This window comes from Rahnella sp. RcJ3 (genome assembly GCF_009498575.1).
GTDB lineage: Bacteria > Pseudomonadota > Gammaproteobacteria > Enterobacterales > Enterobacteriaceae > Rahnella > Rahnella aceris.
In genome coordinates, this window is sequence record NZ_QSNX01000016.1 from 89,282 (window position 1) to 111,031 (window position 21,750).

A 21,750-nucleotide genomic window follows, 5' to 3' on the forward strand; every position below is an offset into this window, starting at 1 on the left:
AACGGAACCGAGAATCTATGAGTGACTACAAGAACACCCTGAATTTGCCGGAAACAGGGTTCCCGATGCGTGGCGATCTGGCCAAGCGTGAACCTGACATGCTGAAAAATTGGTATGAACAGGATCTGTACGGGATTATTCGTGCTGCCAAGAAAGGCAAGAAAACCTTTATTTTGCATGACGGCCCTCCGTATGCGAACGGCAGCATTCATATTGGTCACTCAGTAAACAAAATTCTTAAAGACATGATCGTTAAGTCCAAAGGACTGGCGGGCTTTGATGCGCCGTATGTGCCGGGCTGGGACTGTCATGGTCTGCCAATCGAGCTTAAAGTCGAACAACTGATCGGCAAGCCCGGCGAGAAAGTCACGGCAGCAGAATTCCGTGAAGCTTGCCGTAAATACGCAGCAGAGCAGGTTGAAGGCCAGAAGAAAGACTTCATCCGTCTGGGTGTGTTGGGCGACTGGGATCATCCGTACCTGACCATGGACTTCAAAACTGAAGCTAACATCATTCGTGCACTGGGCAAAATCATCGGTAACGGCCATCTGCACAAAGGGGCTAAGCCGGTTCACTGGTGTACAGATTGCGGTTCATCACTGGCAGAAGCCGAAGTTGAGTATTACGACAAAGCGTCTCCTTCTATTGATGTGGCGTTCAACGCGACTGACGCTGCAGCAGTGGCTGCGAAGTTTGGCGTATCTTCCTTTAACGGCCCGATTTCTCTGGTGATCTGGACCACAACGCCGTGGACCATGCCAGCCAACCGCGCTATTTCACTGAACCCTGAGTTTTCTTATCAACTGATTCAGGCAGAAGGTCAGTGTCTGATCCTGGCAACCGATCTGGTTGAAAGCGTCATGAAACGCGCTGGTATCGCAGAATGGACTGTACTGGGCGAATGTAAAGGCGCGGACCTCGAACTGCTGCGCTTCAAACATCCATTCCTCGGTTTCGATGTTCCGGCGATCATGGGCGATCACGTGACGCTCGATGCCGGTACTGGTGCCGTGCATACCGCACCGGGTCATGGCCCGGACGACTTTGTTATCGGCCAGAAATACGGTCTGGAAGTGGCGAACCCGGTAGGGCCGAACGGCTGCTATCTGCCAGGCACTTACCCGACGCTGGACGGTAAATTCGTCTTTAAAGCCAACGATCTGATCGTTGAGTTGCTGCGTGAGAAAGGCGCATTGCTGCACGTTGAGAAAATAACGCACAGCTATCCGTGCTGCTGGCGTCATAAAACGCCAATCATCTTCCGCGCGACGCCACAATGGTTCATCAGCATGGATCAGAAAGGCCTGCGTCAGCAATCTCTGGAAGAGATCAAAGGCGTGCAGTGGATCCCGGACTGGGGCCAGGCGCGCATCGAAAACATGGTCGCTAACCGGCCTGACTGGTGTATCTCCCGTCAGCGTACCTGGGGCGTACCGATGTCTCTGTTCGTTCACAAAGACACTGAGCAACTGCATCCGCGCAGCCTTGAGCTGATGGAAGAAGTGGCGAAACGTGTTGAAGTGGATGGCATTCAGGCGTGGTGGGATCTGAATCCGGAAGACATTCTGGGTGCGGACGCTGCCGATTACGTCAAAGTGCCGGATACGCTGGACGTGTGGTTTGACTCCGGTTCAACGCATTCTTCTGTGGTGGATGTGCGTCCTGAGTTTAATGGTCATTCTCCTGATTTGTATCTGGAAGGGTCTGACCAGCATCGCGGCTGGTTCATGTCTTCCCTGATGATTTCGACTGCTATGAAAGGCAAAGCGCCTTACAAGCAAGTGCTGACGCACGGTTTCACCGTGGATGGTCAGGGCCGCAAAATGTCTAAATCCATCGGCAACACCATCGCGCCGCAAGACGTGATGAACAAGCTGGGTGGCGACATCCTGCGTCTGTGGGTGGCATCTACGGATTACACCGGCGAAATCGCCGTGTCCGACGAAATCCTTAAACGTGCTGCGGATTCTTATCGCCGCATCCGTAACACCGCGCGCTTCCTGCTGGCGAACCTTAACGGTTTCGATCCGGCGCTGCACAGCGTGGCACCGGAAGACATGGTTGTTCTGGATCGCTGGGCTGTTGGCCGTGCGAAAGCCGCACAGGACGAAATCATTGCCGCGTACGAAGCCTATGATTTCCATGGCGTCGTTCAACGCCTGATGCAGTTCTGCTCGATCGAAATGGGTTCCTTCTATCTGGACATCATTAAAGATCGCCAGTACACCGCGAAAAGCGACAGCGTTGCACGTCGCAGCTGTCAGACCGCGCTGTATCACATCAGCGAAGCACTGGTTCGCTGGATGGCACCGATCATGTCGTTCACTGCCGATGAAATTTGGGCAGAACTGCCGGGAAGTCGTGAGAAATTCGTCTTTACCGAAGAATGGTATGACGGTTTGTTCGGTCTGGCGGGCAACGAATCCATGAACGATGCGTTCTGGGATGAACTGCTGAAAGTCCGTGGCGAAGTGAACAAAGTGATCGAACAGGCGCGTGCTGATAAACGTCTGGGCGGTTCTCTGGAAGCGGCGGTCACGCTGTTTGCTGATGATGCGCTGGCAACGGACCTGCGTTCTCTGGGCAACGAACTGCGCTTTGTCCTGCTGACGTCAGGCGCGAAAGTCGCCGCTTTGTCTGAAGCTGACGATGCCGCTGTGCCGAGTGAATTGCTCAAAGGCCTGAAAATCGGTCTGGCGAAAGCGGAAGGTGACAAATGTCCGCGTTGCTGGCATTACACAACTGACGTTGGTCAGAACGCGGAACACAGCGACATCTGTGGCCGTTGTGTCACTAACATCGCCGGTGACGGCGAAGAGCGTAAGTTTGCATAATGAGTAAATCGATTTGTTCCACCGGACTCCGCTGGCTCTGGCTGGCGGTCGTGGTCATCATCGTGGATCTGGGCAGTAAGTTTCTCATTATGGGAAACTTCCAGCTCGGTGAATCCATGCCGTTGATCCCGTATTTAAATCTGTTCTACGCCCAAAATCATGGCGCTGCGTTCAGCTTCCTGGCTGATAAAGGCGGCTGGCAGCGCTGGTTCTTTGCGTTAATCGCGCTGGTGATTGTCGTGGCGCTGGTCGTGCTGATGTACCGCGGCACCGCGAAGCAAAAGCTGAACAATATCGCTTTTGCGATGATTATCGGCGGGGCGCTGGGCAACTTGTTTGATCGCCTGTATCACGGCTTTGTGGTCGATTTTATCGATTTTTACGTCGGTAACTGGCATTTTGCTACGTTCAATCTGGCTGACAGCTTTATCTGTGTCGGCGCAGCCATGGTGGTGCTGGAAGGTTTTCTGGCAAAGCCATCAGAAGCTACAAAGAGTAAAGGATAAGGTCTATGTCTCAACAGGTGAAACATGACAGCGCTGTACTGGTGCATTTTACGTTGAAGCTGGAAGATGGCTCTACGGCGGAATCAACCCGCGCCAATGGCAAACCTGCACTGTTTCGCCTTGGCGACAGCAGCTTGTCTGACGCGCTGGAAAATCAGCTGTTAGGGTTGAACGTAGGGGATAAACGGGCGTTCACGTTAGCCCCTGAATCGGCATTCGGTAGCAAAAGTCCGGATCTGGTTCAGTTCTTCTCCCGCCGTGACTTTCAGGAAACTGGGGTGCCGGATGTCGGCACCATCATGTTGTTCAGTGGTCGTGATGGCAGCGAAATGCCGGGCGTTGTCCGTGAAGTGACAGAAGATTCAATCACTGTAGATTTCAACCATCCGCTGGCAGGGCAACATATCGATTTCGATATTGAAGTGCTGGAAATTGACCCGGAGCTTGAGGGGAAACATGCAGATATTGCTGGCTAATCCGCGAGGATTTTGTGCGGGTGTTGACCGCGCAATCAGTATTGTAGAACGTGCGCTGGAAATTTATGGCGCACCTATCTATGTCCGCCATGAAGTGGTGCATAACCGCTACGTGGTCGACAGCCTGCGTCAGCGCGGTGCTGTTTTTATCGAGCAAATCAGCGAAGTACCTGATGGGTCTATTCTGATTTTCTCTGCCCACGGTGTTTCTCAGGCGGTACGTGCAGAAGCGAAAGCGCGTGATCTGACGATGCTGTTTGACGCGACTTGTCCGCTGGTGACCAAAGTTCATATGGAAGTTGCGCGTGCCAGCCGTAAAGGCACTGAAGCCATTTTGATTGGTCACGCCGGGCATCCGGAAGTGGAAGGCACCATGGGGCAGTACAGCAATCCGAACGGGGGAATGTACCTGGTCGAGGCGCCGGAAGATGTTTATAAATTGCAGGTGAAAGACGAAAACAACCTGTGCTTTATGACGCAAACCACGCTGTCGGTTGACGACACTTCTGCGGTGATTGATGCGCTTCGCGATCGCTTCCCGAAAATCATCGGGCCGCGTAAAGATGATATTTGCTATGCCACAACAAACCGTCAGGAAGCCGTGCGTACGCTGGCTGACGGAGCAGATGTTGTGCTGGTGGTGGGTTCAAAGAACTCGTCGAACTCCAACCGCCTGGCCGAACTGGCGCAACGTGTCGGTGTACCTTCTTATCTGATCGACTCGGCGGCAGATATTCAGGAAAACTGGCTGAAGGATGCGAAAAGCATTGGCGTTACGGCAGGTGCATCCGCACCGGATATTCTGGTGCAGGACGTGATCAGCAAGCTGAAAACCTTTGGCGGGCTTGATGTGATCAACATCGAAGGGCGCGAGGAAAATATTGTGTTCGAAGTGCCAAAAGAACTGCGTGTGGATGTGCGTCAGATAGACTGATCTCAGATCCTAAATGAAAAACCGGCTCAAAGTGGCCGGTTTTTTTATGTCTGCACTCCTGCGGCATCAATGAGGCGGGAGTTTAAACAAATTCTGCGGTGCACCCACGGTGGTGGTTTCAACGTGCAGCAACGCTCCCTCCAGAGCATGTGGCGCATCGAGGTTTTTTCGCGCCGAGGTGATAAACAGCTCAGTCATATCCGGCCCGCCAAACGTGCAACAACTCGGTTGTGTGACCGGCACTGGCTGGGTATCCAGTGTCAGTAATTCGCCCTGATTGATCTGCTGGCGCAGCAGGCATTTTGAACCCCAGCAGGCAGTGATCAGCCAGCCATTCTGTGCCAGCGCAGAGCCATCGGGGATCTTATCGCCCGAAGAAAAACAGGATATTTTCAGTGGATTGATGCGGCGGGCGTTGGCGGAGAAAAAGCGTTTTTTCTTACTGTCTGCAAACCAGACTTTGCCTTCATACCAGACCAGTGTGTTGGTACAACCGACGCCATCGAGCATCATTTCCGGCTTTTCTGCGCCCGCTTCATAGCGGAACCATTCGCCGTTATCTTTTTCTTCCTTTATATCCAGCGTACCAAACCACAGAGAACCATCGGGCGCGATGGCTGCTTCATTCGGACGGGTGCCTTCCGCGCCGGGATAATCACAAAGCTTCTGGCGGGTTTTCTGTTCGTACTCGTAAAGATGGATCCCGTCGACGGAAACCAGCAAAAATTGATTTCTTTTTTCGGTCAGCAACACGGCGCTGGTCAGCGAGGGGAGTTCATGAATTTCAGTTTGCCCGTTGTCGGGCCAGTAGCGCAAAACACACTGAGCCAGAATATCGACCCAAAGCAAAGATTGTGTACGCTGGCACCAGACGGGAGTTTCACCCAATTCGGCTCGGTAGTCGCCAATGGCAGTCACGTCGGACCGGAAAAATGCTGACATCGCAAAGCTCTCCTGCAGGTTACATAGTGGATATAGCGACAGCTGTCTCTATGAGTTTAGTCTGGCTTTGCGTACGTGGGATAGATGAAATGGTGTAAAAAGAAAGGGCCAGCCCGTCAATAAGACGTAAAGCTGGCCCCAAAAGTTCAGTCGTTAAGATTTAGAAATCGTAACGCAGACGGATCAGATTCATATCACCGAGATTATCGGTAGAGGACGTGAACACGTGCTCGTAATCAACACGGAAGCCGTAATCGAGCTGGAAGGACACACCCAACCCGTTATCAATACGCTGGTAATTACGGCCGGTTACATAGGTCAGACGGTCACCCATGAAGTACGGCTGAATGGTTTTGACCGCCAGCTGATTGATTGGGAAAGCATACCCCAGGAAGTATTCCAGACCATAAGCATCGCCCGCGAAGAAGCGATCTTCAGTTTTCACACCAGTCGTCAGGAAGTCATGGTAGTAACCGCCACCGAAGGACGCTGTCCAGTTGCCGGGTTTCCAGCTCAGCGCAGTACCAACAATGCTCTGGTTGTAATCTTTAGAGGTGTTGTCGCCCGGGTTTCTCATTTCTGCGTCGGTGTAGTTGTACGCCGTACCCCAGGTCAGATCTTTGGTGATGTGGTAATCCACACCGACAGAACCGCCGCCGTTACGTTTGTAACGCAGCCCGTTTTTGCCGGTGAGCAACTCATTGTCTTCGAACAGGTAAGAGGCATACACATCTGCATCGCCGAAGGTGTTTTTGTATTTCAGCATCTTACGGGAACGGTAAGAACCATCGTAATCGCCGTTCACACCATTACCCGGTGCCTGGGCGAGCATGTCGTAATCCCAGATATCGGTTTTCGCACCGACCACATCGTAATAAACGCTGTTTTGCTGACCGAAGGTCAACTGGCCGTAAGTTTTGCTTTTCAGACCGGTGTAGAGCATGCGACGGCTGGTGTTATGCGCGCCATCTGCGTGGTGATTATCCCAGCCAGTCAGGGCAGGAATATTCACACCCAGCTCGTAGTAGTTAATCCAGCTGATGTCATCAAACAGATAATAATCAGCAGAAAAACGGAAACGTGTACCGCCATCAAAACCATTGGTCTTGTAGTTTTTCACCCCGTTCTGGAACTGGAACTGCGGACGAATACTGCCGCCAACCTGGAAGTTCAGGCGGCTCAGCGGATCGTTCGGCTGTGGGTCTTGTTTAATCAGAGTGATTTCTGCGTGTGCAGCAAAAGAAGCTAAACCAAATAAAAGACCTGCAGTCGCCACTTGTGTGACTTTGTTCAGTTTGAATTTCATGTTAAGTCCCTGTGCCAATATACTGATCTGAAAAATCAGCAACAAAATTGGCAGTGTGTATTTTTTATATTCCCCTTACTGATGACTGTCTGGTAAGGGTGAAGACGCGCCTTATGAAGCCAGGCTACTTATTTTGACTGTCGTTTAAATCAAATTTCGGCAGTTAAAATTAGGTTGCTATTTATTATCATAATCATTGATTTTATCAATATTATTTCGCCATATATAATAAAAATTTAATGTTTCAGATCTAAGAAATGTTTTGTTTGCTGCTTATCTGTCTCACGCAAGGATGTGAATACGCGTTTTCAGAAATCACCGTCATATTCTTCTTTCTCCTTTAATACATATTGTCAGACGGTGCCCTGGGGGAGAGTGATAAAATCAGTGTCGCGAAAGATGCAGGGAGAAGGGCGGACGAAAGCTGAAACTTATGCACTACATTGCATGGTTATGCGAGCCGCATTAAGGCGGGCTTTTTGGTGTTTTTTTGTCCGTTAGTTCCAGTTTTGCCAGTCGTTTAACACAAAATCACAGATTGCGTAACCTGAAACCAGATGGCTTTTACTGATATTAACGGGGCTGTATCATAATTTTCTAATTATGAGGCAATTTTGCTGGCTCCCAGATCGCGGGGTCGATAACCTGATTCTGTTTCACGGCAGAACCACAAAAAGAAGAGAGTAATTATGAGTAACGCTGATATTCGCATGGCTGTTGTTGGCGCGGGTGGCCGTATGGGCCGGCAGCTGATTCAGGCCATCTCTGACGCCGAAGGCGTGGTGTTGGGCGCAGCGCTGGAACGTACCGGTTCTTCCTTAGTGGGCACCGATGCGGGTGAACTGGCTGGCGTGGGTACTGCTGGCATTAAAGTGCATGACAATCTGGATGCCGTGAAGAATGACTTCGATATTTTGATCGACTTCACCCGTCCGGAAGGCACCCTGGCTCATCTGGAATTTTGCCAGAAACACCATAAAGGTATGATTATCGGCACTACGGGCTTTGACGATGCCGGTAAGGCTGCAATTAAGCAGGCTTCTGAGGTCATTCCGGTGGTTTTTGCGGCCAACTTCAGCGTGGGCGTGAATGTTGTCCTCAAGCTGCTGGAAAAAGCGGCCAAAGTCATGGGCGATTACACGGATATTGAAATCGTAGAAGCGCACCACCGTCATAAAGTTGATGCACCATCAGGTACAGCACTGGCAATGGGTGAAGCGATTGCTGATGCGTTAGGGCGTGATCTGAAAGATTGTGCGGTGTATGCCCGTGAAGGTCATACCGGTGAACGTGATCCAAAAAGTATTGGTTTTGCCACCATTCGTGCCGGCGATATCGTCGGTGAACATACCGCGATGTTTGCCGATATCGGGGAGCGTGTTGAGATTACCCATAAGGCTTCCAGCCGTATGACCTTCGCAAATGGCGCAGTTCGTGCAGGAAAATGGCTTTTCTCGCATAAAAGTGGTTTTTATGACATGCGGGATGTCCTTGGTTTAGAAGATTTGTAGTCAACGTTTTAGATGTGATGTGGTTGTTTTGGTCATAATCTTTTGATAAAAGGGCAGTTCCTTGATTGCCCTTCTCTTTTTTGTTTAAAATGGCTATTTGGGTTTGTTTTAATTTTGAATCCTGTGTTTTACTGACTTTATCCCGATTTCTCTTGCTGTATTGTTTGTTTTTTGTACTCCCTTGTTTCCCTGAGCTGTAACAAAACTCCTTTCTTCGTCATTTTTCAGACATCCTCTTCCGCAAACGGTTACTATACTGACTTAGGCTGTGTTTTTATGGCAGTGAGAGTCTGTTTTCACTGAGTTGTGCGAAAAACAGAGAAATATTGGCGCTTTTGGTAGACAAACCGAACTGCCATCATTAGAATGCGCGCAATTTGCCAAAAATTGGCTTCGGGAGCGATTTTTGCATTGATTTAGATCGGGTTATCTGAATTAATATGCAGATATTGTGATTTATTATTCTTGGAGGATGCTTTGATAAAGTCAGCGCTATTGGTTCTGGAAGACGGAACCCAATTCCACGGTCGGGCCATCGGGGCAGAAGGGTCGGCAGTGGGGGAAGTGGTCTTCAATACGTCGATGACCGGTTATCAAGAAATCCTCACTGATCCTTCCTATTCCCGCCAGATTGTCACTCTCACTTATCCCCATATCGGTAATGTCGGCACCAATGCCGCTGATGAAGAATCCTCCGCAGTACATGCTCAAGGCCTGGTCATCCGCGATTTACCCCTGATAGCCAGCAACTACCGCAGTGAAGAAAATCTTTCTGATTACCTCAAGCGCAACAATATCGTTGCCATCGCCGATATTGATACCCGCAAACTGACCCGTCTGTTACGCGAAAAAGGCGCACAGAACGGCTGTATTATCGCGGGCGATTCACCGGATGCTGAACTGGCGCTGCAAAAAGCCAAAGCATTCCCGGGCCTGAAAGGCATGGATCTGGCGAAAGAAGTGACCACGACGGAATCTTACCGCTGGCAACAAGGTAGCTGGACTCTGGAAGGCGAACTGCCTGAAGCAAAAAAAGCCGAAGACTTGCCATTCCACGTGGTGGCTTATGACTACGGCGCGAAACGCAATATCCTGCGCATGCTGGTGGATCGCGGATGCCGCCTGACGGTCGTTCCTGCACAGACTCCGGCAGAAGACGTCCTGAAAATGAATCCGGACGGCATCTTCCTGTCCAATGGCCCGGGCGATCCGGAGCCTTGTGATTACGCCATCGCCGCCATCAAAACCTTCCTGGAAACCGACATACCGGTCTTCGGCATCTGCCTCGGCCATCAGTTACTGGCACTCGCCAGCGGCGCGAAGACCGTGAAAATGAAACTCGGCCACCACGGCGGTAACCATCCGGTAAAAGATCTCGATAAAAATATCGTGATGATCACCGCACAGAACCACGGCTTTGCGGTTGATGAATCCGGCCTGCCAGCCAATCTGCGCGTGACGCACAAATCATTGTTTGACCATACGGTGCAGGGTATCCACCGTACCGATAAAGCGGCGTTCAGCTTCCAGGGCCACCCTGAAGCGAGCCCAGGCCCGCACGATGCGGCACCGCTGTTTGACCACTTTATCGAACTGATTGAAGCTTTTCGCACAAACAACGCCAGATAACAGGAGCGAATAAAAAATGCCAAAACGTACAGACATAAAAAGCATCCTGATTCTGGGCGCCGGCCCGATTGTTATCGGCCAGGCTTGTGAATTTGACTACTCCGGCGCACAGGCGTGTAAAGCGCTGCGTGAAGAGGGTTACCGCGTCATTCTGGTGAACTCCAACCCGGCAACGATCATGACTGACCCTGAAATGGCGGATGCGACTTACATCGAGCCGATCCACTGGGAAGTTGTGCGCAAAATTATCGAAAAAGAACGTCCCGATGCCGTGCTGCCAACGATGGGCGGCCAGACCGCACTGAACTGTGCACTGGAACTGGAACGTCAGGGCGTGTTGGAAGAATTCGGTGTGACCATGATTGGCGCGACCGCAGACGCCATTGATAAAGCCGAAGATCGTCGCCGTTTCGACGTGGCGATGAAAAAAATCGGCCTCGACACCGCACGTTCCGGTATTGCACACACGATGGAAGAAGCGCTGGCGGTTGCCGCTGACGTTGGCTTTCCGTGCATCATCCGTCCGTCATTCACTATGGGCGGCACCGGTGGCGGTATTGCGTACAACCGTGAAGAGTTCGAAGAGATTTGCGAACGCGGGCTGGATCTTTCCCCGACCAAAGAGCTGCTGATTGATGAGTCGCTGATTGGCTGGAAAGAGTACGAGATGGAAGTGGTGCGTGATAAAAACGACAACTGCATCATCGTCTGCTCCATTGAAAACTTCGATGCGATGGGCATCCACACCGGTGACTCCATTACCGTGGCGCCAGCGCAGACCCTGACCGACAAAGAATACCAAATCATGCGTAACGCCTCGATGGCGGTGCTGCGTGAAATCGGCGTAGAAACCGGTGGCTCCAACGTTCAGTTCTCGGTGAACCCGAAAAATGGTCGTCTGATTGTTATCGAAATGAACCCGCGTGTCTCCCGTTCCTCAGCCCTGGCCTCCAAAGCGACCGGTTTCCCGATTGCTAAAGTGGCGGCGAAACTGGCGGTGGGTTACACCCTCGATGAGTTGATGAACGATATCACCGGCGGCAAAACGCCAGCGTCGTTTGAACCTTCTATCGACTACGTTGTGACTAAAATTCCTCGCTTCAACTTCGAGAAATTTGCCGGCGCCAACGACCGTCTGACCACGCAGATGAAATCTGTCGGCGAAGTGATGGCGATTGGTCGTACACAGCAGGAATCTCTGCAAAAAGCCTTGCGCGGCCTGGAAGTCGGCGCGAGCGGTTTCGACCCGAAAGTGAGTCTGGATGATCCGGAAGCGCTGACCAAAATTCGTCGTGAACTGAAAGAAGCCGGTGCCGAGCGTATCTGGTATATCGCTGATGCCTTCCGTGCCGGGATGTCTGTTGACGGCATCTTCAACCTGACCAACGTGGACCGCTGGTTCCTGGTGCAGATTGAAGAGCTGGTGAAACTGGAAAATGAAGTGGCCGAGGGCGGCTTCAACATTCTGACCCACGACTACCTGCGCATGCTCAAGCGTAAAGGCTTTGCGGATCTGCGTCTGGCTAAACTGGTCGGCGTGTCAGAAAGCGAAGTGCGCAAACTGCGTCACAAATACAACCTGCATCCGGTCTACAAACGTGTTGATACCTGTGCGGCGGAATTCTCTACCGATACCGCCTACATGTACTCCACGTATGAAGAAGAGTGTGAATCTAACCCGACCAATGATAAGCCAAAAATCATGGTGCTGGGCGGTGGTCCGAACCGTATCGGTCAGGGTATCGAGTTCGACTATTGCTGCGTACACGCCTCGCTGGCGCTGCGTGAAGACGGTTACGAAACCATCATGGTTAACTGTAACCCGGAAACTGTATCTACCGATTACGACACCTCTGACCGCCTGTACTTCGAATCCGTCACCCTGGAAGACGTGCTGGAAATCGTGCGTATCGAGCAGCCGAAAGGCGTGATTGTTCAGTACGGCGGCCAGACTCCGCTGAAACTGGCGCGTGAACTGGAAGCCGCTGGCGTGCCAATTATCGGCACCAGCCCGGATGCCATCGACCGCGCCGAAGACCGTGAACGTTTCCAGCAGGCGGTTAACCGTCTGGGCCTGAAACAACCGGCAAACGCCACAGTCGCGACTATCGAACAGGCTGTTGAGAAAGCTGCGGGTATCGGTTATCCGCTGGTGGTACGTCCGTCTTATGTTCTGGGTGGCCGCGCGATGGAAATCGTATACGACGAAATCGACCTGCGCCGTTACTTCCAGAACGCCGTCAGCGTGTCGAACGACGCCCCGGTTCTGCTGGACCGCTTCCTTGACGACGCCGTAGAAGTTGACGTTGATGCTATCTGCGACGGTGAGCGCGTGCTGATTGGCGGTATCATGGAGCACATCGAACAGGCGGGCGTTCACTCCGGTGACTCTGCATGTTCACTGCCGTGCTACACGCTGAGCAAAGAGATTCAGGATGTGATGCGTCAGCAGGTCGAGAAACTGGCCTTCGAGCTGAGCGTTCGCGGCCTGATGAACGTCCAGTTCGCCGTGAAGAACAACGAAGTCTACCTGATTGAAGTCAACCCGCGTGCTGCCCGTACCGTTCCGTTCGTCTCTAAAGCGACCGGTGTACCACTGGCGAAAGTGGCGGCTCGCGTGATGGCAGGTCAGACTCTGGCAGAGCAGGGCATTACCGAAGAAGTCATCCCGCCTTACTACTCCGTGAAAGAAGTGGTGTTGCCGTTCAACAAATTCCCTGGCGTTGACCCGATTCTTGGGCCGGAAATGCGTTCTACCGGTGAAGTGATGGGCGTTGGCCGTACCTTCGCAGAAGCCTTTGCCAAAGCGCAACTGGGAAGCAACTCCGGCATGAAGAAAGCCGGACGCGCACTGTTGTCGGTTCGTGAAGGCGACAAAGGCCGTGTGGTGGATCTGGCCGCGAAACTGCTGAAACGCGGTTTCGAGCTGGATGCGACTCACGGTACTGCGGTAGTGCTGGGCGAAGCCGGGATTAACCCGCGTCTGGTCAACAAGGTGCATGAAGGCCGTCCGCATATTCAGGACCGTATCAAGAACGGCGAATATGTGTATATCGTGAACACCACGGCGGGTCGTCAGGCGATTGAAGACTCCAAGCTTATCCGTCGCAGTGCGCTGCAATACAAAGTGCATTACGACACTACGCTGAACGGTGGTTTCGCGACGGCAATGGCATTATCTTCTGACCCGACTGAACAGGTGATTTCAGTGCAGGAAATGCACGCCAAAATCAGCAAATAAGTCTCCGCTGTTTCCATCCGGTCGTTAAGACGCCCGCTCCCGCAAGGGGCGGGCTTTTTTTTATATGTGTTTGGCTAAAATGTTAAATATAATCATTAAGTATGTTTATCATTAAAGTTATATTTTTTATGTATGAAAGTCTTCATATGAAAGTGAATTTATCATAAGTTATTATTTTAGATCGATATTTTGTGTTAATGTGATGGGTGTCATGATGTTTTAATGTTTAATTATTGTTATGTTTTTGTTCCTGATTTTATACTCGGAGCTTGGGTTAGTTCACATCGAGAATTAACCCTTCTTGCAGCGCTTTCAGTCAAAATGAGGAATTTCACATGTACAAAACACCTGTCACCCTTCTGGCTTTACTCATCGGCGCGGTTCTTGCGCCGGTCTCACAGGCGGCACTTCCCGGAAAGCCGACACTCGGTGCGGATGAAACCACCTTTGCCATCATTGATATCAATCAGTCCGCCTCGGCCTACAATCAACTGGTCACTGTAAAGAATGCGGCGGATGTCACCGTCACCTGGAATTTGTGGACCGGCGATGCAGGGCAGACGGCCAAAGTGTTACTGAACGGTGCGCAGGTCTGGAGCGGCCCTTCCGGCACAACGGGCAGCGCCACGTTTGCTGTCAATAAAGGCGGGCGCTATCAGTTGCAGGTTGCGTTATGTAACAGCGAAGGCTGTACCACCAGTGACGCCAAACAAATTGTAGTGGCGGATACCGATGGCAGCCATTTGCTACCATTGACCAGCACGCTGAAGGAAAACAACCAGCCTTATAACAATAAATCCGGCAAGGTCGTAGGCGCTTATTTTGTCGAGTGGGGCGTGTACGGTCGCGGGTTCCCGGTGGATAAAATCCCTGCGCAGAACCTGACTCATATCCTGTACGGCTTTACGCCGATTTGCGGCGGGGATGGGATTAACGACAGCTTGAAAAGCATTGAGGGCAGTTTTCAGGCCTTGCAACGCGCCTGTGCAGGGCGTCAGGATTTTAAAGTCGCGATCCATGATCCCTGGGCTGCAGTGCAAATGCCTCAGCAAGGTGTCAGTGAATATTCTGCGCCTTACAAAGGGAATTTCGGCCAGCTGATGGCGCTGAAGAAAGCCTACCCGAATCTGAAAATTGTCCCTTCCATCGGTGGCTGGACGTTATCCGACCCGTTCTATTTCATGAAAGACAAAGCGAAGCGGGATGTTTTTGTGGCCTCGGTGAAGGAGTTTCTGCAAACCTGGAAATTCTTCGACGGTGTGGATATCGACTGGGAATTTCCGGGCGGTGGCGGTGAAAATCCTGCACTGGGCAGCACGGCGGATGGAGATACCTATGTGCAGCTGATGAAAGAGCTGCGGACTATGCTCAATGAATTATCCGCCCAAACCGGAAAAACCTATGAACTGAGTTCGGCGATCAGTGCAGGCCGGGACAAAATTGATAACGTGGATTACAGCGCCGCGCAGCAGTATATGGATCATATTTTCCTGATGAGCTATGACTTCTATGGCGCTTTCTCACTGACGACGCTGGGACACCAAACTGCGTTGTACGGCTCCGCCTCGAAACCCGATACCGATTACACCACCGATCATGGCGTGCAGGCGTTGCTTTCACAGGGCGTGACGCCGGGCAAAATTGTAGTGGGTGCGGCCATGTATGGGCGCGGCTGGACGGGGGTGAAGAATTTCCAGAATAACGATCCTTTCACCGGGACCGCGACCGGCCCGACCGCCGGTACCTGGGAAAATGGCATTCTTGATTACCGTCAGGTGGCGAAACTTAAAGCCAACAGTGACTGGCAGTACAAGTATGATGCCGCAGCTGAAGCACCGTATTTGTGGAAGCCTTCCACCGGCGATTTGATCACTTACGACGACAACCGTTCAGTGGTCGCGAAAGGTAAATATGTTTTGGCTAATCAGCTGGGTGGCCTGTTTGCATGGGAAATTGATGCGGATAATGGCGATATTTTAAATGCCATGCATGAAGGCTTAGGGAATGGCACCGGCGGCGGCACGACGAACCTTGCGCCGCTGGCCAGTGCCGGGACAAATCAGAACGTGACCGGTCCGTTGACCGTGACGCTCGATGGTTCTGCTTCCCGTGATCCGGAAAATGCAGCCCTGACGTATTTGTGGACTAAAGTCTCCGGGCCTGCGGTGACGCTGACCAATGCAGACAAAGCCAAAGCGCAGTTTAATGTCCTTACTACCGCGCAAGATCAGGTGTGGGTATTCCAGCTGAAAGTGACCGATCCACAAGGGCTGAGCGCCACGGCGCAGGTTCAGGTGACAAACTCGGCGGTTCAGGCGAACCAGCCGCCGGTGGTGACGTTGCCGGCGACCATGGCTGTAACGGCAGGTAATACCTTCGCGCTGGTGGCACAGGCGACGGATGCCAATAACGATCCGCTCACGTATCAGTGGACGTTGCCCGCCGGTCTGAGCGCCAGCTCGCTGACTACCAGCTCCATCAACGTTACCGCTCCGGCGGTCACCAGCAGCACAGTGTATCCGGTCAGTGTGATGGTCAGCGATGGAAAATCATCCACGTCTGCCAGCTTACAACTGACGGTTAACCCGGCGAGCACGGGCGGGTGTGGTGTGACAACGGATCCTGCGGCGGCGCAAGTGCCTGCCTGGGACAGCAGCAAAATCTACAATACCGGCGATGCCGTCAGCTACACCCAGCTGATATGGAAGGCGAAATACTGGACACAAAACAACCCGCCATCGCGCAGCAGCGATCAGTGGCAACTCGTCAGCAATATCACATTGCCTTACGACAATGCGGCCACCTATGTTCAGGGGGAAATGGCCACTTACGGCGGCCATAACTGGAAAGCGAAGGTCTGGACTCGGGGTGTCACGCCGGTTGCAGGTGACAACTGGCTGGATCTCGGGGCAGTCAGTTGTCCGTGAATCCTTTCATGTAAATCGACAGGGCCTGAGGGCCCTGTTTTTCATCGTATTTACGGCAGTTAATAAATGTTAAAAATACTTTATGATGAATGCATATTTTGTCGATATGAGTTCACAGATGATTTTAATAATTTACGCCCATCCCTATCCGCGCCATTCAAGAGCCAATCAGGGGCTGCTGTCGGCAGTCAGTGATTTGCCCAACGTCGAAGTGCGTTCGCTCTACGACCTCTATCCCGATTTCAATATCGACATTGCCGCTGAACAGAAAGCCGTTGAACGTGCAGATCTGGTGGTCTTCCAGCATCCGCTCCAATGGTACAGCTTGCCGCCACTGATGAAACTGTGGATCGACAAAGTGCTCGAGCACGGCTGGGCGTACGGCCATGAAGGCAATGCCTTAAATGGCAAACATTGCTTGTGGGCGGTAACGACCGGCGGTAACGAGCACCATTTCGAGCTGGGTGATCACCCCGATTTTGACGTGCTGGCGCAGCCGTTACAGGCGACAGCCATTTATTGCGGCATGCACTGGCTGCCGTATTTCGCCGTGCACAACACCTTCATTTGCGATGAAGTGGCGCTGAAAGCGGCGGGAGAAGAATACCGCCGTCGTTTAACCGCCTGCCTGAGTCTGAAAGAAGGCTGCCCGCCGGAGGTGAGCCTTGGATAACCATAACCTGATGATTGAAGGCCTGATTTATCTCGGCTCGGCGGCGCTGTTTGTGCCGATTGCGGTACGTCTGGGTCTGGGTTCTGTGCTCGGTTACCTGATTGCGGGCTGCATTATCGGCCCGTGGGGGCTGAAACTGGTCTCTGATGCCGAATCAATTCTGACCTTTGCGGAGATCGGCGTGGTGCTGATGCTGTTTGTCATCGGACTTGAGCTGGATCCCAAACGGTTGTGGACGATGCGTGCCTCGGTTTTCGGCGGCGGCAGCATTCAGATGGTGGGCTGCGGCGCAGTGCTCAGCGCATTCTGTTATTTCCTCGGACTGGACTGGAAAATCGCCCTGTTGATCGGCCTGACGCTGGCGCTTTCTTCAACGGCCATTGCCATGCAGGCGATGAGTGAGCGCAGCCTGACGGCTTCACCCATTGGCCGCAGCGCCTTTGCGGTGTTGCTGTTCCAGGATATCGCCGCCATCCCGCTGGTGGCGATGATCCCCTTACTGGCGAGCACCGGCGAAGCCACAACGCTGATGAGTTTTGGTTTGTCAGCGGCAAAAGTAGCCGGTGCGCTGGTGCTGGTGGTGTTGCTCGGGCGCTATGTCACGCGGCCCTTGCTGCACTTCGTGGCACGCTCCGGCATGCGTGAAGTGTTCAGTGCCGTTGCGCTGTTTCTGGTATTCGGCTTCGGTATTCTGCTGGAAATGGCCGGTATGTCGATGGCGATGGGCGCATTTCTGGCGGGTGTCTTGCTGGCAAGTTCTGAATACCGTCATGCACTGGAAAGTGATATTCAGCCGTTCAAAGGTCTGCTTCTCGGGCTGTTCTTTATCGGCGTCGGCATGTCTATCGACTTCGGCACGCTGGTCCATCAGCCGCTGCTTATTGCCACATTGCTGGTCGGTTTTATGGCGCTGAAAGCCGCCTTGTTGTGGCTGGTTGCGCCGTGGCTGGGTGTGCCGAAAAAGCAGCGCGGCCTGTTTGCCATCTTAATCGGGCAGGGCAGTGAGTTTGCATTTGTGATTTTCAGCACGGCGCAAATGGCGGGCGTATTGCCGGTGGAATGGTCGAAAGCCCTGACGCTGGCCGTGGCGCTTTCCATGGCGGTGACGCCATTGCTGCTGGTACTGTCCGCGCGCCTTGAGCGCAATGCGCCGAAGGATGACCGTCCGCATGACACCATTGATGATGAGAACGCGCAGGTAATTATTGCCGGTTTCGGGCGCTTTGGTCAGATTGCCGGTCGTTTGCTGCTGGCAAATAACGTCCACACGGTGGTCCTGGATCACGATCCGGATCACATCGAAACGCTGCGTAAATTTGGCACCAAAGTGTTTTACGGCGACGCCACACGCGTTGATTTGCTGGAGTCCGCCGGTGCCGCGCAGGCGAAGGTTCTGATTAATGCCATCGACGATGTGGAAGCCAACCTTCAGCTGACGGCGCTGGCGAAAGAGCATTTCCCGAATCTGAAAGTGATTGCCCGCGCCCGTGATGTCGATCACTGGTATCAGTTGCGTCAGTTGGGTGTCGAAGCGCCGGAGCGTGAACTGTTTGAAGGCTCCTTGCGCGTCGGCCGCGATGTGCTGGAGGCGCTGGGGCTGGATGCGTACGAAGCCCGCGAGAAGGCAGATCTGTTCCGCCGCTATAACCTGAAAATGCTGGAGGCTACTATCGAGAATTACGAAGATACTGAGTTCCGTATCGCCAGCATGCAGCGTGCGAAAGATATGCTGACAGCCGCTATCGAGCAGGATCAGGAGCGTCTGGCTTCTGGTCAGCAACAGGGCTGGCGTGGCAGTATTGACGGAAAAGCGCCTGAGAAAGAGGTGATTGAAGCGAAGGGCTAAGCCGCCGTTAAAACAGAAAACCGGTGCCTGATGCACCGGTTTTTTCTTTCTGAACTCAGCTCAGTGCGACTTTAATGCCCAAACCGATCAGTACACCGCCCAGCAGTTTATCGATAAGTTTCTGCGCTTTCGCCAGACCACGACGCACCGGCGGGCTCTGGATAAGTAACGCCAGCGAAGGCCACCAAATGGCCGACAAACCGACGATTATAGAGGCGTACCACAGCTTTTCACCGAAGGTGGAGTTAATCTGCAAGACCTGCGTAAACATCGCCAGGAAGAAAAGTGTCGCTTTTGGATTGAGCAGGTTACACAGATAACCCTGCACGAACGCGGTGCGTAGTTTTACCTGCTGTGGCTCCAGTCCGTCGAGGTTCATTTTGCTGTTGCTGCGCGAAAACAACGCCTGAATACCGACCCAGATCAGATAAGCCGCACCGACGTATTTCAGTAAATCAAATAACCACGGCGTGGTGGTGATCACCACTGCCAGACCGGCCACGCAGTAAGACATATGCGTAATCACACCACAAATAACACCCAGTGACGTCATGAGTGCCGCGATGCGCGGATAGCGGGCCGCATTTTTGATGACCAGAAAGAAATCGGGACCGGGAGAAAGCATGCCGAGGAAGGCGATACTGGCAACAAAAAGGGTGGTTTCAAGCATGAAAATAACCGTCGTCAATGTTCGGAACAAAAGAAGGCGGCATGATACGCCAATCCTCAGTAAGTTAAATCACTCTTATTGCTTTTTTTGCGGGCGGTGAATGGTATGCAGGATCCGGTCATAGAATACCCGGTGCGTGAAAGCCCCGAGGCGCATCATCAACGTGAAATTACCCGTTTGTGCATCGAATGTGCCCTGATGCTGTTGCAGCATGGTGCCGAAAGTATGCTGGTCGAACAGCTGTCGGCGAGGCTTGGCGTCGCGCTGGGAATGGACCGGGTGGAAAGCTCGATTTCCGCCAATGCCATTGTGCTCAGCACCTTAAGCGGCGGTTATTGTCTGACCTCGACGCGTAAAAATGTTGACCGCGGGATCAACATGCAGGTTGTGACACAAGTCCAACATACGGTGATCCTGGCCGAGCATAAACTGCTCGACAGTCAACTGGTGGCAAAACGCCTGCAAAAAATCAAACCGCTGCGGTATCCGCGCTGGCTGATGATCCTGATGGTGGCGCTCTCCTGCGGGTGTTTCAGCAAACTTAATGGTGGCGGCTGGGATGCATTCATTGTCACTTTTTTTGCCAGCGGCGTCGCCATGGCCGTACGCCAGAGCCTTACTGCACGGCATATGAATCCGCTCATCAACTTTTGCTGCACGGCATTCGTGGCGACTTCCATTTCAGGGTTGCTGTTGCGGCTGGGCATTTTTCAGCAGTCATCAAACGTCGCAATGGCTGCCAGCGTGTTATTGCTGGTGCCGGGTTTTCCGCTGATTAATGCCGTGGCGGACATGTTCAAAGGGCATGTGAACACCGGACTGGCGCGCTGGACTATGGCCAGCCTGCTGACACTGGCGACCTGCATTGGTGTGGTCATGGCAATGGCATTGTGGGGTTTACGGGGGTGGTCATGAGCCTTTTATGGGCACTGATTCAGGATATGCTTTTCGCTGCCGTGCCCGCACTGGGCTTTGCGATGGTGTTTAATGTGCCGCCGCGGGCATTACGTTATTGCGCACTGCTCGGCGCAGTTGGCCATGGCACGCGGATGTTGCTGATCCACGGCGGGATAAACATCGAATGGGCCTCCCTGCTGGCAGCTATACTGATTGGCATTATGGGCATTCGATGGTCACGCTGGTTACTGGCGCATCCTAAAGTTTTCACCGTTGCCGCTGTTATACCGATGTTCCCCGGCATTTCTGCCTACACGGCGATGATCTCAGTCGTGGAGATTTCGCATCTGGGCTACAGCGAAGCATTGCTATCGACGGCACTCACCAATTTTCTGAAAGCCAGTTTTATCGTCGGGGCATTATCTATCGGATTATCGTTACCGGGATTGTGGCTGTACCGTAAACGCCCCGGTGTGTAAGCGTTGTTGTACAACGTGGAGCTACCATGCAAAAAAGCAGGTGAGCGCTTCAGCATTTTCGACTGGATTACGGCGGTACCTTCCTGCTTTTGAGCGTCCTTTACCGCCGGAACCGCTACTTTTGGCGGGGAATATCCCGGCAGGGTAAGAGCTCTCTTATATCTTTGTAAAGCGTGGGTCTCCCTATCGACGGCTGATGGGGCTTTCCGTATAGTGGCAGCTCTTTTTTGGGGTCACGCACAAATCCTTTTTCTACACAGGGCTTCACAATGATTATTAGCCTGATCGCCGCACTGGCGACCGATCGCGTTATTGGCATGGAAAACGCTATGCCTTGGCATTTACCTGGTGATCTGGCCTGGTTTAAGCGTAATACGCTCAACAAACCCGTCATCATGGGGCGAAAGACGTTTGAGTCAATCGGACGCCCGTTGCCTGGCCGGCTGAATATTGTCATCAGCTCTAAACCGGGCGAGCATGAAGGTGTGACCTGGGTAACGTCTGTTGACGCTGCGCTGGCGGCTGCCGGCGATGTGGAAGAAGTGATGGTGATGGGGGGCGGCCGCGTGTATGAGCAACTGCTGCCGAAGGCCAATCGTTTATATCTGACTCACATTGATGCCGAAGTCGAAGGGGATACACATTTCCCTGATTATGAGCCGGATGACTGGGAAAGCACATTCAGCGAATTCCACGATGCGGATGAGCAGAACTCTCATGGTTATTGCTTCGAAATCCTTGATCGCCGCGCCTGATCCTACGGCTGCGCGAGCCGTGTGACAATAAAAAGGCACCCTTTGCAGGTAATGCCGATCGTTTAAGGATCAGTTGACCGATCCGGTGGCTCGTGTAAAAAGGGTTCATGCTCATCATGGACCC

16 protein-coding genes are annotated in these 21,750 nt (G+C 52.7%); 13 read left to right on the plus strand and 3 right to left on the minus strand.

Translation table 11 applies throughout. The features are described 5' to 3' along the window. Positions 1 to 17 precede the first annotated feature (17 nt). Genes ileS through ispH form a run of 4 tightly spaced genes read left to right on the plus strand, consistent with a single transcriptional unit; the run spans position 18 to position 4,750 of the window. Entirely contained in the window at positions 18 to 2,834 is a 2,817-nt protein-coding gene (gene ileS, locus DXU84_RS19365) for an isoleucine--tRNA ligase (RefSeq protein ID WP_112197251.1), read from the plus strand. Next, on the plus strand, positions 2,834 to 3,340 hold the full coding sequence (lspA, locus tag DXU84_RS19370) for a signal peptidase II (RefSeq protein ID WP_013577061.1): 507 nt from the start codon (positions 2,834 to 2,836) through the stop codon (positions 3,338 to 3,340). Before ileS ends, lspA begins: the two co-directional genes overlap by 1 nt. Before the next feature lie 5 nt (positions 3,341 to 3,345). Next, positions 3,346 to 3,816, plus strand: coding sequence for an FKBP-type peptidyl-prolyl cis-trans isomerase (gene fkpB / locus DXU84_RS19375; RefSeq protein ID WP_013577060.1), 471 nt, complete (start codon positions 3,346 to 3,348; stop codon positions 3,814 to 3,816). Then, complete coding sequence (gene ispH / locus DXU84_RS19380; RefSeq protein WP_013577059.1) at positions 3,797 to 4,750, plus strand: 4-hydroxy-3-methylbut-2-enyl diphosphate reductase; 954 nt, start codon at positions 3,797 to 3,799, stop codon at positions 4,748 to 4,750. Before fkpB ends, ispH begins: the two co-directional genes overlap by 20 nt. A 66-nt stretch (positions 4,751 to 4,816) precedes the next feature. Here the strand turns inward: ispH and DXU84_RS19385 are convergent, their stop codons facing one another. Then, on the minus strand, positions 4,817 to 5,692 hold the full coding sequence (locus DXU84_RS19385) for an SMP-30/gluconolactonase/LRE family protein (protein WP_013577058.1): 876 nt from the start codon (positions 5,690 to 5,692) through the stop codon (positions 4,817 to 4,819). Positions 5,693 to 5,852: 160 nt separating this feature from the next. Then, positions 5,853 to 6,998, minus strand: coding sequence for a porin (locus tag DXU84_RS19390; protein ID WP_112151004.1), 1,146 nt, complete (start codon positions 6,996 to 6,998; stop codon positions 5,853 to 5,855). A 689-nt stretch (positions 6,999 to 7,687) separates the two neighbouring features. On the opposite strand from DXU84_RS19390, the gene dapB reads away from it, so the two are divergent. The 6 genes from dapB to kefC all read left to right on the plus strand — a co-directional run bounded on the left by dapB (position 7,688) and on the right by kefC (position 18,825). Continuing rightward, on the plus strand, positions 7,688 to 8,509 hold the full coding sequence (gene dapB, locus DXU84_RS19395; protein ID WP_112151003.1) for a 4-hydroxy-tetrahydrodipicolinate reductase: 822 nt from the start codon (positions 7,688 to 7,690) through the stop codon (positions 8,507 to 8,509). A gap of 477 nt (positions 8,510 to 8,986) precedes the next feature. After that, positions 8,987 to 10,138, plus strand: a complete 1,152-nt coding sequence (carA, locus tag DXU84_RS19400) for a glutamine-hydrolyzing carbamoyl-phosphate synthase small subunit (protein ID WP_013577055.1) — start codon at positions 8,987 to 8,989, stop codon at positions 10,136 to 10,138. Positions 10,139 to 10,154: 16 nt separating this feature from the next. Continuing rightward, positions 10,155 to 13,379, plus strand: a complete 3,225-nt coding sequence (gene carB, locus DXU84_RS19405; RefSeq protein ID WP_037033457.1) for a carbamoyl-phosphate synthase large subunit — start codon at positions 10,155 to 10,157, stop codon at positions 13,377 to 13,379. A gap of 335 nt (positions 13,380 to 13,714) precedes the next feature. Then, complete coding sequence (locus DXU84_RS19410; RefSeq protein WP_153376528.1) at positions 13,715 to 16,306, plus strand: glycosyl hydrolase family 18 protein; 2,592 nt, start codon at positions 13,715 to 13,717, stop codon at positions 16,304 to 16,306. A 118-nt stretch (positions 16,307 to 16,424) separates the two neighbouring features. Beyond that, the gene (kefF, locus tag DXU84_RS19415) at positions 16,425 to 16,979 is read left to right on the plus strand and encodes a glutathione-regulated potassium-efflux system oxidoreductase KefF (RefSeq protein ID WP_013577052.1); all 555 of its coding nucleotides are present in this window, start codon (positions 16,425 to 16,427) and stop codon (positions 16,977 to 16,979) included. Then, positions 16,972 to 18,825: a glutathione-regulated potassium-efflux system protein KefC gene (kefC, locus tag DXU84_RS19420; protein WP_037033455.1), complete on the plus strand. Its 1,854-nt coding sequence runs from the start codon at positions 16,972 to 16,974 to the stop codon at positions 18,823 to 18,825. Before kefF ends, kefC begins: the two co-directional genes overlap by 8 nt. A gap of 55 nt (positions 18,826 to 18,880) precedes the next feature. Here kefC and DXU84_RS19425 read toward each other — a convergent pair whose 3' ends face one another. After that, the gene (locus tag DXU84_RS19425) at positions 18,881 to 19,495 is read right to left on the minus strand and encodes a LysE family translocator (protein ID WP_013577050.1); all 615 of its coding nucleotides are present in this window, start codon (positions 19,493 to 19,495) and stop codon (positions 18,881 to 18,883) included. 105 nt (positions 19,496 to 19,600) lie between these two features. On the opposite strand from DXU84_RS19425, the gene DXU84_RS19430 reads away from it, so the two are divergent. The 3 genes from DXU84_RS19430 to folA all read left to right on the plus strand — a co-directional run bounded on the left by DXU84_RS19430 (position 19,601) and on the right by folA (position 21,626). Further along, positions 19,601 to 20,410, plus strand: coding sequence for a threonine/serine exporter ThrE family protein (locus DXU84_RS19430; RefSeq protein ID WP_037033454.1), 810 nt, complete (start codon positions 19,601 to 19,603; stop codon positions 20,408 to 20,410). After that, positions 20,407 to 20,871: a threonine/serine exporter gene (locus DXU84_RS19435; RefSeq protein WP_037033453.1), complete on the plus strand. Its 465-nt coding sequence runs from the start codon at positions 20,407 to 20,409 to the stop codon at positions 20,869 to 20,871. The genes DXU84_RS19430 and DXU84_RS19435 overlap by 4 nt, the downstream gene beginning before the upstream one ends. A 269-nt stretch (positions 20,872 to 21,140) precedes the next feature. After that, positions 21,141 to 21,626 carry a type 3 dihydrofolate reductase gene (gene folA / locus DXU84_RS19440; RefSeq protein WP_013577047.1) on the plus strand — a complete coding sequence of 162 codons (486 nt, stop codon included), beginning with the start codon at positions 21,141 to 21,143 and terminating at the stop codon, positions 21,624 to 21,626. The last annotated feature ends 124 nt before the right edge of the window (positions 21,627 to 21,750 follow it).

What these genes read in the sequence shown, in the direction of transcription:
- ileS (WP_112197251.1), top strand. Translation starts at nt 18, where the DNA reads ATGAGTGACTACAAGAACACCCTGAATTTGCCGGAAACAGGGTTCCCG.
- lspA (WP_013577061.1), top strand. Translation starts at nt 2,834, where the DNA reads ATGAGTAAATCGATTTGTTCCACCGGACTCCGCTGGCTCTGGCTGGCG.
- fkpB (WP_013577060.1), top strand. Translation starts at nt 3,346, where the DNA reads ATGTCTCAACAGGTGAAACATGACAGCGCTGTACTGGTGCATTTTACG.
- ispH (WP_013577059.1), top strand. Translation starts at nt 3,797, where the DNA reads ATGCAGATATTGCTGGCTAATCCGCGAGGATTTTGTGCGGGTGTTGAC.
- DXU84_RS19385 (WP_013577058.1), bottom strand. Translation starts at nt 5,692, where the DNA reads ATGTCAGCATTTTTCCGGTCCGACGTGACTGCCATTGGCGACTACCGA.
- DXU84_RS19390 (WP_112151004.1), bottom strand. Translation starts at nt 6,998, where the DNA reads ATGAAATTCAAACTGAACAAAGTCACACAAGTGGCGACTGCAGGTCTT.
- dapB (WP_112151003.1), top strand. Translation starts at nt 7,688, where the DNA reads ATGAGTAACGCTGATATTCGCATGGCTGTTGTTGGCGCGGGTGGCCGT.
- carB (WP_037033457.1), top strand. Translation starts at nt 10,155, where the DNA reads ATGCCAAAACGTACAGACATAAAAAGCATCCTGATTCTGGGCGCCGGC.
- DXU84_RS19410 (WP_153376528.1), top strand. Translation starts at nt 13,715, where the DNA reads ATGTACAAAACACCTGTCACCCTTCTGGCTTTACTCATCGGCGCGGTT.
- kefF (WP_013577052.1), top strand. Translation starts at nt 16,425, where the DNA reads ATGATTTTAATAATTTACGCCCATCCCTATCCGCGCCATTCAAGAGCC.
- DXU84_RS19425 (WP_013577050.1), bottom strand. Translation starts at nt 19,495, where the DNA reads ATGCTTGAAACCACCCTTTTTGTTGCCAGTATCGCCTTCCTCGGCATG.
- DXU84_RS19430 (WP_037033454.1), top strand. Translation starts at nt 19,601, where the DNA reads ATGCAGGATCCGGTCATAGAATACCCGGTGCGTGAAAGCCCCGAGGCG.
- DXU84_RS19435 (WP_037033453.1), top strand. Translation starts at nt 20,407, where the DNA reads ATGAGCCTTTTATGGGCACTGATTCAGGATATGCTTTTCGCTGCCGTG.
- folA (WP_013577047.1), top strand. Translation starts at nt 21,141, where the DNA reads ATGATTATTAGCCTGATCGCCGCACTGGCGACCGATCGCGTTATTGGC.